This window comes from Nostoc parmelioides FACHB-3921, assembly GCF_014696625.1.
Lineage (GTDB): Bacteria > Cyanobacteriota > Cyanobacteriia > Cyanobacteriales > Nostocaceae > Trichormus > Trichormus parmelioides.
In genome coordinates this window covers 26,663-39,663 of record NZ_JACJQL010000011.1, presented here as the reverse complement: position 1 = coordinate 39,663, position 13,001 = coordinate 26,663, and the positions used below count along the sequence as shown (strand labels likewise).

Genomic DNA, 13,001 nt, shown 5'->3' with positions numbered 1-13,001 from the left:
TATAAGTTCATAGCAATGATTTTCGGTCAGTTCCCCGACTTCTTGAAGAAGTCGGGGAGCTAGCAACTCCACAAATTACCAATTACCAATTACCCTTCTCATTTCATCCATATCCAAATAGTCATAAGCAAAAGCTTTTCGCAACAGTGGATGAGGAATAAACTCATCATACTTTCGCATCTCTGGTGCTTCTGCCGAACTTATCAAATCTTCGCTCATAATTCTTTGCTCACACAAAGAGACAATCTCTGGCTGAAGATATTTAAATTTTCCCTTACCTAACTTAATTGTCAAATAATAGGGATTGACCCCACCAATACTACTAATTTCCAAAGATTCTCGACAAAAATTATTCAGTAACCTTTCCAAAGTGCGATAAGCCACAGTACCCATCCAAGGAAAGATACAACATCTACCTTTTTCTAACTGCAAAATATGCTGCTTATCCAATCCAACTTCTTTTACCAATTCCCGAACTTTTCGTAAACGTTGGAGGGCATTTTTTTGCAAATAGCTATATTCTATATCTTCTAATAACACACGGCGCATCCGTTGCAAAACCTTCGTGTGAATCGTACCACTACCGCCACGCCAATAACTTGTAGCCTTACCTTCCACTTGCTTAACTATAACTACTCTTTTTTTAAAGTCAATTTCTGTAACTTCCCATGTTACCCCTGCTAAAGCAAACTGTTTACCAACAACTGGCGGTGTAGCGATACTACCAATTTCCTTTGTACCTTGTTTAACGGTATATTCTTTATTCTCTGCAAACACAGCATAAAATTGAAACTTACCAACTATTCTTTCCCCTGCTAAACCCAGAATTAATTTATTTTGTTCAGTATGTTGAATATGACCAATATCAATTAAATAACGCAACAGTAACTTAAAATCTTCCTGAGAAATAGCCGCAAATGGGGGCAAACTTAAAACCTGTTTAGCTAAAGCAGCAGGGGAAATTTCCCCCACTGCAACTAAAATACTCATTGTTTGGTGATATAACAAACTCAAAGGATATTTAATTGGCTTAATAGGTTCAATCCAACGTTCTTCTAAATAAAGTTGAATAATCGCTATACACTGTAACAGTTGCCAAGGAATTTGCTCTGGTAAAGGTGCTTCTGCTAAAATTTCATCCTCAGCACAAATAAAGCGCATATCAGCAGCCTCACCCCTTCTACCCGCACGCCCCAAACGTTGTAAAAAACTCGCTACAGAAAGGGGCGATTCTAATTGAATCACTCGTTCCAAATGACCTATATCTATACCTAACTCTAAAGTCAGAGTAGCCGCAGTCACCGCCGGATTATGGGGTTTGCGCATAGCATTTTCTGCTACTTGTCGTAAGCTAGCAGATATACTCCCATGATGTACATGATATATATCTGGCTGTGCTTGTTGACTGGCAATTTGTCGCAAAGAAGCAATTATTGATTCAGTTTGTGTACGATTGTTTGCGAAAATTAAACATTTGCGAGATTGACTCAGATTAAAAATATATTGTTCATAGGCTGTGGCTTCTGCTTCATCTACATCATGCGCTATATAAAAGTGTTCTAACGCTAATTTAATCTGGCGTTTTCCTGCTTCTACTTTTGGTGTAATTACTTGTTTATCAGTTCCCAAACGCAGCCAATCTTCCGCCATTGAATAATCACCTAAAGTTGCTGATAAACCAATGCGGCGGGGTTGAGTTTTGGTTAAATTGGCCAAACGCTGCAATTGACAAATAATTTGACAACCGCGTTCCGAACCCATAAAGGCATGAATTTCATCGATAATTACAAATCTTAAATCGCCAAATAAACGTAATATTTCTTTATGTTTATTGACTAATAAACTTTCTAAAGATTCTGGTGTAATTTGGAGAATCCCTTGGGGATTTTGTAAAAGTTTATTTTTGCGACTTTGCGCCACATCACCATGCCAATGGTAAACCGGGATGTCCGCTAATCTTAATAAATCATTGAGGCGTGCAAATTGGTCATTAATTAAAGCTTTGATAGGGCCTATGTATAGTGCGCCTATGGTGCTGGCGGGATTGTTGTACAACAGAGTTAAAACTGGTAAAAAAGCCGCCTCTGTTTTCCCCGCAGCTGTGGCGGCGGCAATTAATAAATGGGCATCGGTGTCAAATACCACCTCACAAGCTGCCGTTTGAACTGGTCTTAATTCAGTCCATTGATGATGATAAATATATTCTTGAATAAAAGGCGCAAGTCTGTTGAAGGCATTAGTCATTAGTTGGAGACGCGATAAATCGCGTCTGTACAATTGTCAGTTGTTAGAGACGCGATTTATCGCGTCTGTCCGAAATATTCATCGCGTCTGTTGTCTCCAATCCCAAATATAGACATGAAAAAACCCGGCTTGACCGGGCAGATGTACTGTTTGTCGAATTTGTGGTGAGAAACTTAAATTTTGATGTCACAAGTAAGAGGGCAGGAAGCATAGATTGTGCTTTCCATTTGTTCTTCTTCTCCGTGCAACCAGCTTAACCATTTAATGTCTGTGGGATGTACACCTTTAAATGTCAACACACCAGCAGCAATCAAAACTGCCATTACATTAAACATAATTAAGCTACCTGCTACGAATAAAACCGCACTGACAGGCATTACAGATTGCAACACAATTGACAACAGACATCCGACCGTAGCCATCAAAACCACTAATGGAAAACCCACAACCAACAAGCACACTGCCAGCGTAAAAGTCCATATCAAAAAGCTTTTGACAACCAACAAGGAGTAGGTCTTACCGAGATTAGAGCTCTGAGCCGAAACCATGACTTTTCCTCCTAAATACACAGTGAGTTTGGTATTCAGTAATATTTCGATTTGATGAAATAAACTGATTACTTTAATGAAGTTTCAGTATATAAAACCCATCTGAGAAAATGAGCATTTATTTATTAAACTTTACAATTAATTTTTTTCAATGATGAATGTAAAGCCGGATTTACATTTCAGGATTAATCTAGTTTTCAGTATCTGTCTTGAGGAGTAGAACACAAAAGCCATGACTGAAAAAGTCCACTACAAACTCTTGACTTAGATTTTGCTTAACATTTCTTATGCAAAATCGATTTGTCTCTCATAATTCTTTTGTGGTGCTAGACAAATTATCTACAGATGATTTTGCTGTGAATTGCTAGTAAGTTATGGCTAACTCAGCCGTAGCTTTCTCATTTACGTTGATTAAACTATTTATCAAACCCTATTTGTCTTAAAAAACACTAATGACTGTAAGCGTATTCGCTGATGTTGTTATGGAAATTCTTAGGTTAAACCAGTTTATATAGATGTAGTGTAGAATTTCTGTTTTTATTTTATGGTTATAAAAAATACAAATTATAAATGGCTTTGTAACGAAGTGTTATTTACGGGTTTTTAGCAATCAGGTATCTGTAATGCCGCTTTCCAAAGCTATAAGAACCTTGTCGAGAGTTTTTTGCTGTTTCTAGTTGATAACTACAAAATCATAAAGATATATGACGGAATCCCAGTCCCCATCAAATTCCCATCCTGTTGCTTCACGTAATATACCGCCTGTACCACCGCCACCATTACCACCGCCACCACCATCGTTAATTACCCAACGCCAACATACACAAACCTTGGATTTATCATCAGTTAATAGGAGTGCAAATCAACCTTCGCCGCCTCCACCACCTAGTGCGGCTCATCGTCCTGGGACACCACCACCAATTTCAACCCCAGCGAATGATTCGCCTTTAACTTTGGCACAGATTATTAGAGAAGCTTTTGATAATGGCTATTCGGATATTCACTTGGGTGTCGGTGAAGTTCCCCGCTATCGCAACCGAGGTGAAATTAACCCGACCGAATATCCCGAAACCGATAAAGCGACTTTTATGAGTTGGTTGCGGGAAATTATGACTGAGCCAGAAATTCAACGCTTCCAAGAGCATTTGGAATTTGATGGTGCAACTCAGTACGAATTTGCCCGTGTACGGATTAATGTCTTTGATTCTCTCAAAGGCTATTCGATGGTTTTGCGGTTGATTCCATTGAAGATACTCTCTATTGACCAGTTGAGATTACCACCGGTATTTCGGGATGTTTGTCACACTCACAAAGGTTTAATTTTGGTGACAGGCCCGACTGGTTCTGGTAAATCTACAACAATGGCGGCAATGATTGATTACATCAATCGAGAAATGCCTAAGCACATTATTACTATTGAAGACCCTGTGGAATTTGTTCACCAAAGCCGCAAGTCCTTGATTAAGCAACGGGAAGTGGGAATGCACACCCGTAAATTTGATAATGCTTTAAAAGCGGCTTTGCGGGAAGATCCAGATTTGATTCTGGTGGGGGAAATGCGGGATAAAGAAACTGTCAATACAGCACTGAAAGCGGCTCAAACTGGTCACTTGGTAATGGGAACCCTACACACCAATAGTGCAGTAAAAACTATTGAACGGATTCTCAATTTATATTCAGGTGAAGAACAGGATGCTATGCGAATAGCCATAGCAGAGTCTTTGGTAGCGGTGATTGCTCAAGGGTTGTGTCGGACAACTGATGGTAAACGGGCAGCTTTCCACGATATTTTGATCAACACTGAAGCTATCAAGGAATGGATTAAGGATGGTAAATATGATGAAATTAGCGAACTGATGAAGCAAGCTAGTTTTGATGGGATGGTGACGATGAATCAGTCTTTGCTCAATCTCTATCAAGAAGGCCGCATCACTGAAGAAACTGCGTTGGAAATGTCACCAACTCCTAACGAAATGGCTCAGTTCCTGCGAGGAAGAGTGTAGATACGGTAAAAGGTAGAGGGCGAAGACTTACGCAACTGGTAAACTCAATGTCATTAGTCATTAGTTGAGGTTTTTGACTTTGGACTATTGACAGCCTTGATGAGAAATCTATGACATTTGTGTAAGTCTTAACCTAATTACCGTTCAGTTTTGGGAGCTTGTGACTAAATCGACTCCAGATAACTTACCTATACCTCGGTTATACAAGGGTATTGCCTTGTTTACACCGGGAGGCGATTTAATTTATTGCATCGACCCTCATAAGCAAGGTCGATGGCATTCCCATTTGTGTGCTGCATTGCAGGAAATTTTAGACTTACCGGAACCGCCTCATTTTTTAGTTCCTTGCTATACAGCGACGGTTGACCATTGGTTAGACCCTCAGACGCAGCAGGTAAAAACGTTTGCCGAAGCTTCCCCTGGAGTACTGAAACATCAAGCTGTGTTGAATGCTATTTTTAGCACGGGAGATTTGGTTTGGCAACCATCTCCTTGGCAAGAGGGTTTGTGCGATCGCCTGGTATTATCAACTTATCGCTCCTCATTCCCCCAACTATGGGAAGACCATGATTTAATTGTCAACTTAGACTTGTCTGAACAGGCTCCCAAATATTATCCACCGGCTATCACAGTCCAAAAAGCGCCACTCAAAACCTATGTTTTGCGGTTGTTCGTGGCTGGACATAGTGCGAATACAGAACGGATTTTGAAAAATCTGCATGAACTATTGGAGCGATCGCTAGGATATCCTTACACTATGAAGGTGATTGATGTCTTAACTAATCCTGAACAGGCTGAAATTGATCAGGTTTCCGCCACTCCCACCTTAGTGAAAGTTTGGCCTTTGCCGATTCGGCGCATGGTTGGCGACTTGGACAACGCCGACAAAATATTACAAATGTTAGGTGCTATGGATAAGGGCTAAAGTTTTCGACAATACTACCAAAGAATTACCGTTCTTCAGTACATTTGATGGAACTCTCGATAAATTTTTCCCATCAGCTGACAGAAACGTTGTGGATGTGTAAAGTAATTGAGGAATGCTTAATATATTTAACCTTTGACACATCCATCTATGGATAGGAAAACCAAACGCCTCTTGCTGCTCGTGGCTTCTTGTAGTGTAACGGGTGTAATTTTAGGGGGAACTACTAGTTGGGCAGAGAGTACTCTTTGCTTGCAAGCTGATAAAGTTACAAATGAGTGCCTGACTCAAAGCCCAACCCAAAAGACGGTAGAAGGGATGAGTACAGGCTTATTAGCCGGAGCCGGAGCAGCTTTCGGTGTAGCATGGAATGTGCGTCATCACGAAGACTAAAAACGATAATTGCGATCGCGCACCCATAGACTCATCGGTACAGCATTACCCTGGGGGTCTACCTTGACTTTGACTGCTAGTGGTCGCAACTGTCCGTTTCTAGTTTGACGAGCAGCGCGGAAAATGTCGTTATTTAACTGCTGGCGTTGCTCGTCAGGCACGTTGTATGATTCCACACCATAGTTAATAAAGCCATTCTGATAAACCCCTCTCAACGCTACTTGATTATCTCGGAGGGACATAGGTAAATTGCTGCTCACGCGCACAGGTCGCCAAGCTCTAGGAGTACCGCGACCAAAAGATTGTTGCTCTTGCAAAATGACATATAAGTTGGTTCCCTCAACTAGTTGTCTACCCCTACCCCGATTTCTTCTCAATAACTCTTCCCAACCAGGAAGCCGCCGTAAATTGGAAATACGAGATATGTTGTAATCCAGATTGAGGGTGTAACCTCGTAACACATTATCAGGGTCAGCAGGTAAAGTTTGTAATATTACCTCTCTACCTGTGATATTGGTGTACATGGCTTGAGTAGGTACTGACAAAATTAGCCCTGTTTGCAAAATTAAGGGCAACAATAACCGCCAAAAAGGTAAAGGCTGGTTGCTTTTTTGTTCAGTAGCAGCCAAATAATCACGAAAAGTCAGCTTTTTAGAAAATTCTGCTTCGGGAGACAAAGTTTTACTTTTGCCCGATTCGGAGGATTCACTTGCCATAAGCCTAGTCCTAGAAGTAATGGTGTTTTGGGAAAGCGGACATAGGACTTACGCAGACTGGGGAGTAGTCAATTCAAAATTCGTCTTGAAAAGTTTCCTACGGCGGGAAACCCGCCTACAGAACTTTTCGCAAAATTCAAAATTCAAAATTCTTGAATTTTTGCTCCCTCATTTCCTGGCGATTCAATCAACTGGACTTCTTGTTAGAAGAACCGGTGAGGCGGTTTTCAAACCACATTCCGGTACTGATTAAGATGGAACCGCACATCAAGAAAACCATTGACCTAAACAGTAAATCGGTGTCGTACTCTAACATCCGACTAATTACTAGTAAAGTTAACAATAGCATACCGCCCCAAAAGGAGCGCCGATCACTTAACTTCAGCCCCTCCTGAATGAATCCCCAGGACAGCACGGCTAAAAGCACGTTGAAAATAAAACTGCCGAGGTCGCCAATGCGGTTGATGGCTTGATGCCAGAATGGTACTACGACGATAAAGCCCAAGAAAGTGGCAATCCAAGTAGTATTAAAAACAACTTCCCGACGGGGAGGGTTACTTCTTTGACGTAAGAGAAATAACCATTGTAATACTGCAAGACCACTGAGAATCCCCAAATCAATGACGGAGACAGAAGAAAAGTTGCTGTTACTCATTGACCCAAAGGAATTGTAAGACAATCCTTGCCATTGCCAACGAAAGGAAAGGGCATAAAAGACTAAGCCAAAAGCGATTAAGGCTAAGTTACGCGCTAGGGGTTGAAATAGTCGATAATTTATGGTGGGAAATAACAGATCGTCATAACTCCAGAATATGGCAGGAGGCAGTGCTAATGCAAAGGATGCCACCCAAGGAGCTACGTCAGAAAAGTTCAGCAATGGTAGAGGGTTGAGGTTGAATTGCAGGGAACTAGCAAAGAAGATGGCTGCTAAGAAGAAAATCCACCGCGAACGGCAAAAGTAAGCCAAGGGGACAAACAATAGCCATGATATCAATGGCATATGGCGGACTGCTAGCCGCGCCCAACCCCATTCGCCGGAAGAGTACCATAAATCTCCCAGTCCAGCCCAGTAGCCAATCTGTACTAGGACGATGGCCATAATTCCCAAGGAATTGAGGGATAGGCTGTAAGCCATGAAGGAAACCCCAAATCCCCAGGCGATAAATAGTTCCGGAGTAGAACCAGTGATATTAAAAATCTGCGCCATGAGGATGAGGTTTGCACCCAGGATAAAAGCCGCAAAAATTAATAACGCTTCGCCTAAGAAACGCTTACTCTGCTGGGGCTTTTTTCCTTCTTTGTTCTTCAGTGTCGGCTCTCTCCAGGTGTAAAAACCTGTGATACTCACAAAGAAAAATAAACTCATCATCAAGATGAATTTGACTTCTCGTGACCAAGAAAACCAGTTAGCGGCCGCGAAGGTAAAGACACCCACAACCAACAAAACACCGCCAATAGCGATCGCTATCATCATAAAGCGATCGCGTGCAGCAATCTCTAGATTCTTAAATTTATAGCGATCGGCAATTTGTTGATACTGCGAAGCACTAATTATTCCTTCATCACGCCACAATTCCGCATCTCGTCGCAATCTTCGCTGAAAATTGTCAAAAATCATAACCCTCTCCACTGCGCTAGGGTAATTTGCCCATCATTTCGGATTTACGCATGGAGTCATTAGTCAACAGTCAACAGTCAACAGTCATCAGTCATCAGTCAACAGTTCTCTTCTCCCCTACCTCTTCCCATTCCCCATTCCCTAGTATTATGAAGCCAAGCCACTTCTAAGCGTTGTTCTCCTGTTACCGTTTTACTAATGGAAAAACCATCGAACTTACTGCTTAAACTCGCACGACGTTTGTTTGAAAATCCTGATAAACAAGAAAAATTTATCGATGCGTTAGTTGCTCCTCAGCCTTTTAATCCCTGTATTCTGTGGTGTCAAAATCAGCCTGATATTTCACCTTTTTCCGTAGAATCTCCATTAAGTTGGCAACCAAAATTTGTTGACCGTCTGCACCTGGGAGAAAAACCCGGACAGCATACCTTACATCATCAAGGATATTTCTATTGTTTAGATTTTTCATCTGTATTTGCAGCGTCTATTTTATTAACAATCCCTCAATCAGTAAGCTTAGTTTTTGATATGTGCGCTGCTCCTGGTGGTAAAAGTGTTTTTGCATGGCAAGCTTTACAGCCAGAATTAATCATTTGTAATGAGGTGATTGGTAAACGTTTAGGAATGTTAATTTCTAATTTAAAACGTTGTCAGATTAGCCCTTCTATTATATTTAATAGAGATTCTAGTATTTTTGCGGAAAATATTCCCTTATCTAGTAATTTAGTTATAGTTGATGCCCCCTGTACTGGACAATCTCTCTTAGCAAAAGGAGAGAAAGCACCAGGATGTTTTCATCCTACGGCTATTAACAAGAGTGCAAATCGCCAAAAAAGAATCATCGCTAATTCTGCACAAATTGTTGCTCCACAAGGTTATCTTGCTTATATGACTTGTACTTACTCCCCTGAAGAAAATGAGCAGGTGTGTGAATGGTTTTTGTCACGTTTTCCCCAGTTTCAAGCAGTGACGATTAATCATTTACAAGAGTATCAGTCTCATTTAGCAAATATTCCTTGTTATCGGTTGTTCCCACAAGATAGATTAGGTGCTGGTGCGTTTACGGCGCTTTTTAAAAATACTGAAATAGGAGCAGTTAAAGAATTAGATCCACAGATTTTAGATGATTTAGGTATTATTCAAAAATTCTAAATCTTTGTACCGTAGTTAAGTCGCAATGATTAATCAATATACAAATTATAAAAGGACACAAACATTGTGTCCCTTGAGGTTGTATTAGAGGTATTATTCGCTTATCGGTTATTATCTTGTAAGTCCTCAGCGCTTCTCTTAGCGGTGTCTGGATAGACAGAACCGAATTGTTTTACTGCTTCTCCAGATTCTTTGGCAATTCTTTTAGCTCTCTCACCAGGAGCATCTTCTGTTTGACGCGCTTCTCTATTCCATTCTCCAGTGGTTTTGGGTCTATCAGCGTCATCCTGATGTACAACTCTGTCAAGCCTTCTAGTTACCGCATCACTGCTACGTCCAGAGTCAATGCTAGAGTTGAGGCTGGTGGTTAATACTAAAAAACCAACTAAGGCGATCGCAAAAAAACGCTTTACTTGAAACTCTTGAAATAGAAACTTGATATGAGTGATTACCTTAGAAAATAAATTTGCCATCATCATACTCCATTAATTTGGTGTCAATATTCCTCACACTGGCGGTACTTCCTTGTTTGTACCTACAGTCTGAGTTAGCAGTGAAATTTAATGAAAGCTCTCACCACAGTTTTAAGTTAACGATAAAAAACTACTAATTCATCTGACACAAGTTATAAATTATTTCTAGAGCAAGGAAGTTTTTTAAATTCCTGCTATGTATTATTGGAAGTCTATTTTGATGTTTGAATGTACTGATTGAGTAAGAGACAAGGGTTAGGGTTATGAGTGGTCACATCCCCGACTTGTTGAAGAAGCCAGGGAGCTAGCAACCGCTAACTCAGCAGATAGCAAATTTAAATACCTAAAGACCCCTTAAATTATCGACAGATATGGCTCAACAGGCTACCATATCAAACTGTATATTGAGCAGGGTTTTTGTTTTATGGCTAGTGTAGAACGCGACGAAACCAGGGAGCATCGGATTGAAACAGAAATTGTTGTCGATGCTGAAGATAAAGAAGAAAGAGCAATGGGTTGGTACTACTACCTGGACGATACTTTAGAGTTTCCCTTTATGGGTAAGTGGAAGAAGAAGTCTCGCAAAACCTCAGCTATTGAAGAGAAAGCTGTTGAGGTATTGGGTATGGCTCCAGAGGATGATTGTTTGAAAGATATGTATGTGGAAGTTGCTTATATCGGCGGTAAGGAAGATGATGTATATTCTGCGAAGCTTTCGGATATAGAGGCTATTGATGTGGATGACGACACTCAAGAAGCGATCGCCGATTGGTTATATTGGTTAGCTAGGGGATATAAATTTTAGGCTAAATTGCGAATTATCCGACAAGGATTCCCAACCGCTACAACGTTAGCAGGGATATCTTTTACAACTACGCTCCCAGCACCAATAGTGGTATTGTCCCCAATTGTTACCCCTGGACAAATAATTGCACCACCACCAATCCAGACGTTATTACCAATTTTGATGGGAGCGGCTAATTCTCTTCCAGATAGACGAATTTCCGGTTCTGTCGGATGGTAGGCAGTATAAATCTGCACGTAGGGAGCGAACAAGACATTATCCCCGATTTCTACCTTATTGCAGTCTAAAATTACACAACCGTAGTTCATATATACTCCATTGCCTACGTAGATATTGCTACCGTAATCACAATGAAGCGGCGGTACTATGGTGATTTTTTCGCCTATTTGAGCAAATAATTCTTTTAAAATTTGCCTGCGTTGTTCTGGTTGTTCTTCGGTTGTGGCGTTATACATTCGCAACAGACGACTAGCTCGTTTACTCTCGGCTGCTAATTCTGGATCATCTGCTAGGTATAATTCACCTGCGAGCATTTTTTGTTTTTCGGTTTTTTCCATATATATAATTATTACCAATCACCTATTACCACTCTCACATAAAACTAACAATTAGCAGCTTTATTAAATACGCCATAACGAGCTTTACCTTGTTGTTTAGCGCGGTACATAGCCTGGTCTGCATCTTTTAATAGGCTTTCTGGTTCGTCATAACTACCACCATTTAAAGTGATACCGATGCTGGCTGTGGTAAATATTTGATGTCCATTTAGGTTTAATGGTAATCCTAATGTATCTTGGATGCGTTTGGCTACGTTGATAGCGTCGTTAACGTCTCTAATATCTTCTAACAACACGGCAAATTCATCCCCACCAAATCGCCCTACAGTATCTCCACTACGTACACAGGATTCTAATCTATGAGCGATCGCTACTAAAAAATCATCTCCTATTCCGTGTCCAAAGCGATCGTTAATTCCTTTAAAACCATCTAAATCTAAAAACAACACAGCGAAACGATAATCACTGCGGCGTTTGCTACGTTCAATTGCTTGTTTGAGGCGGTCTAAAAATAAAATTCGATTGGGTAGCGTCGTCAGTCCATCATAAAAAGCATTGCGGAGTAATTGCACTTCTGACTGCTTGCGTTGAGTGATGTCTTGAAAAACTAATACTGCCCCAGTAATATTACCCATCTTATCTCGGATAGGTGCAATGTTATCTCCTATAGGTATCTCTCTACCATCCTTAGAAATGAGAGTACAGTTTTCTGGTAAATTGACAATCTCGCCAGTCTGCATCGCCTGTGTAGCCAAATTATCAATTACCTCGTCCATATCCTTATCAACTAGATTCACAACCTCGGCTAAATCTTTCCCAAAAGCTTCATGCTGCACCCAACCTGTAAGTCTTTCCGCCATTGGATTCATCATTTGAATCTGACCATTAGTAAAGGTAACAATTACCCCACAACCCATACTATTAATAATGGCTGCTTTTTTTTCTGCTGCTTCCTGTAATCTTTCGTGAATTTGATACTGCTTTAAAGCCATTTCTACAGCAAAGTGTAAATCTTTTTCTGCAAATGGCTTTAACAGATAAGCAAAAGACTCATCTAGTTGTTTATTTTGCCAGTCTAAATATTGTGAATACTCGGCTAAATATAATACTGGTATGTGAAAATTACCTTGAATAATATTTGCTACTTGAATCCCGTTAATTTCTCTAGATAAACAGATATCAAATAATACTAAGTTTGGGTGTTTCTCCTCTACATTTTTAATTGCTTCTTCAGCAGAATTTGTAACCTCTATAACATTATATCCCAATTTTTGTAAACTATTTTTAATATTTAACGCCAGGGCTGCTTCATCCTCAACAACTAGGATTTTGCGGGAGACCATGTTAAAACTACCTGTTTGCAAATGTTCAGATATTGTTGTTAGCATCAACTCAATCTGAAAGTTATTTATTCTATGATAATCAATCTCTAAAATATCGGTATACTTGCTTGAATAAACTCTTGATTTAAGATTAAAGATTGTGTTAATTGCTGGCAAGTTTTCCTGATGTTCATCAAATAAAAAATATTTGCAATCACCCGATGATGATAAAATTTTCATGTTCA

General features: G+C 40.2%; 12 protein-coding genes. 5 read left to right on the top strand and 7 right to left on the bottom strand.

The window, feature by feature from the left end:
- Positions 1–75: 75 nt before the first annotated feature.
- Both H6G14_RS09915 and H6G14_RS09910 read right to left on the bottom strand, forming a co-directional pair.
- Positions 76–2,244 carry a DEAD/DEAH box helicase gene (locus H6G14_RS09915; protein WP_190567284.1) on the bottom strand — a complete coding sequence of 723 codons (2,169 nt, stop codon included), beginning with the start codon at positions 2,242–2,244 and terminating at the stop codon, positions 76–78.
- Positions 2,245–2,417: 173 nt separating this feature from the next.
- Positions 2,418–2,792 carry a hypothetical protein gene (locus tag H6G14_RS09910; protein WP_190567283.1) on the bottom strand — a complete coding sequence of 125 codons (375 nt, stop codon included), beginning with the start codon at positions 2,790–2,792 and terminating at the stop codon, positions 2,418–2,420.
- A 704-nt stretch (positions 2,793–3,496) separates the two neighbouring features.
- Between H6G14_RS09910 and H6G14_RS09905 the strand changes: the two genes are divergently transcribed.
- The 3 genes from H6G14_RS09905 (at position 3,497) to H6G14_RS09895 (ending at position 6,113) form a co-directional block, all read left to right on the top strand.
- Positions 3,497–4,795, top strand: a complete 1,299-nt coding sequence (locus tag H6G14_RS09905; protein WP_190567282.1) for a type IV pilus twitching motility protein PilT — start codon at positions 3,497–3,499, stop codon at positions 4,793–4,795.
- A 160-nt stretch (positions 4,796–4,955) separates the two neighbouring features.
- Positions 4,956–5,720, top strand: coding sequence for a circadian clock KaiB family protein (locus H6G14_RS09900; RefSeq protein ID WP_190567281.1), 765 nt, complete (start codon positions 4,956–4,958; stop codon positions 5,718–5,720).
- A gap of 150 nt (positions 5,721–5,870) precedes the next feature.
- Complete coding sequence (locus tag H6G14_RS09895; protein ID WP_190567280.1) at positions 5,871–6,113, top strand: hypothetical protein; 243 nt, start codon at positions 5,871–5,873, stop codon at positions 6,111–6,113.
- Here the strand turns inward: H6G14_RS09895 and H6G14_RS09890 are convergent.
- The gene (locus H6G14_RS09890) at positions 6,110–6,829 is read right to left on the bottom strand and encodes a GDYXXLXY domain-containing protein (protein ID WP_190567279.1); all 720 of its coding nucleotides are present in this window, start codon (positions 6,827–6,829) and stop codon (positions 6,110–6,112) included. The two genes, H6G14_RS09895 and H6G14_RS09890, sit on opposite strands and share 4 nt — an antisense overlap.
- A 187-nt stretch (positions 6,830–7,016) precedes the next feature.
- Positions 7,017–8,447: a DUF2157 domain-containing protein gene (locus tag H6G14_RS09885; RefSeq protein WP_190567278.1), complete on the bottom strand. Its 1,431-nt coding sequence runs from the start codon at positions 8,445–8,447 to the stop codon at positions 7,017–7,019.
- A 198-nt stretch (positions 8,448–8,645) separates the two neighbouring features.
- Here H6G14_RS09885 and H6G14_RS09880 point away from each other — a divergent pair, with 198 nt between their 5' ends.
- The gene (locus tag H6G14_RS09880; RefSeq protein ID WP_190567276.1) at positions 8,646–9,599 is read left to right on the top strand and encodes an RsmB/NOP family class I SAM-dependent RNA methyltransferase; all 954 of its coding nucleotides are present in this window, start codon (positions 8,646–8,648) and stop codon (positions 9,597–9,599) included.
- A 101-nt stretch (positions 9,600–9,700) separates the two neighbouring features.
- Here the strand turns inward: H6G14_RS09880 and H6G14_RS09875 are convergent, their stop codons facing one another.
- The gene (locus H6G14_RS09875) at positions 9,701–10,072 is read right to left on the bottom strand and encodes a hypothetical protein (protein ID WP_190567366.1); all 372 of its coding nucleotides are present in this window, start codon (positions 10,070–10,072) and stop codon (positions 9,701–9,703) included.
- 424 nt (positions 10,073–10,496) lie between these two features.
- On the opposite strand from H6G14_RS09875, the gene H6G14_RS09870 reads away from it, so the two are divergent.
- Positions 10,497–10,877, top strand: a complete 381-nt coding sequence (locus H6G14_RS09870) for a calcium-binding protein (protein ID WP_190567274.1) — start codon at positions 10,497–10,499, stop codon at positions 10,875–10,877.
- On the opposite strand, the gene H6G14_RS09865 is transcribed toward H6G14_RS09870, so the two are convergent.
- Both H6G14_RS09865 and H6G14_RS09860 read right to left on the bottom strand, forming a co-directional pair.
- Positions 10,874–11,434, bottom strand: a complete 561-nt coding sequence (locus tag H6G14_RS09865; protein WP_190567272.1) for a sugar O-acetyltransferase — start codon at positions 11,432–11,434, stop codon at positions 10,874–10,876. The genes H6G14_RS09870 and H6G14_RS09865 overlap by 4 nt on opposite strands.
- 44 nt (positions 11,435–11,478) lie before the next feature.
- Complete coding sequence (locus H6G14_RS09860) at positions 11,479–12,777, bottom strand: diguanylate cyclase domain-containing protein (protein ID WP_190567365.1); 1,299 nt, start codon at positions 12,775–12,777, stop codon at positions 11,479–11,481.
- Positions 12,778–13,001 lie beyond the last annotated feature (224 nt).

Coding starts and splice junctions, on each gene's coding strand:
- H6G14_RS09870 (WP_190567274.1), top strand. CDS start 10,497: ATGGCTAGTGTAGAACGCGACGAAACCAGGGAGCATCGGATTGAAACA.
- H6G14_RS09910 (WP_190567283.1), bottom strand. CDS start 2,792: ATGGTTTCGGCTCAGAGCTCTAATCTCGGTAAGACCTACTCCTTGTTG.
- H6G14_RS09865 (WP_190567272.1), bottom strand. CDS start 11,434: ATGGAAAAAACCGAAAAACAAAAAATGCTCGCAGGTGAATTATACCTA.
- H6G14_RS09905 (WP_190567282.1), top strand. CDS start 3,497: ATGACGGAATCCCAGTCCCCATCAAATTCCCATCCTGTTGCTTCACGT.
- H6G14_RS09895 (WP_190567280.1), top strand. CDS start 5,871: ATGGATAGGAAAACCAAACGCCTCTTGCTGCTCGTGGCTTCTTGTAGT.
- H6G14_RS09880 (WP_190567276.1), top strand. CDS start 8,646: ATGGAAAAACCATCGAACTTACTGCTTAAACTCGCACGACGTTTGTTT.
- H6G14_RS09890 (WP_190567279.1), bottom strand. CDS start 6,829: ATGGCAAGTGAATCCTCCGAATCGGGCAAAAGTAAAACTTTGTCTCCC.
- H6G14_RS09885 (WP_190567278.1), bottom strand. CDS start 8,447: ATGATTTTTGACAATTTTCAGCGAAGATTGCGACGAGATGCGGAATTG.
- H6G14_RS09875 (WP_190567366.1), bottom strand. CDS start 10,072: ATGGCAAATTTATTTTCTAAGGTAATCACTCATATCAAGTTTCTATTT.
- H6G14_RS09860 (WP_190567365.1), bottom strand. CDS start 12,777: ATGGTCTCCCGCAAAATCCTAGTTGTTGAGGATGAAGCAGCCCTGGCG.
- H6G14_RS09915 (WP_190567284.1), bottom strand. CDS start 2,244: ATGACTAATGCCTTCAACAGACTTGCGCCTTTTATTCAAGAATATATT.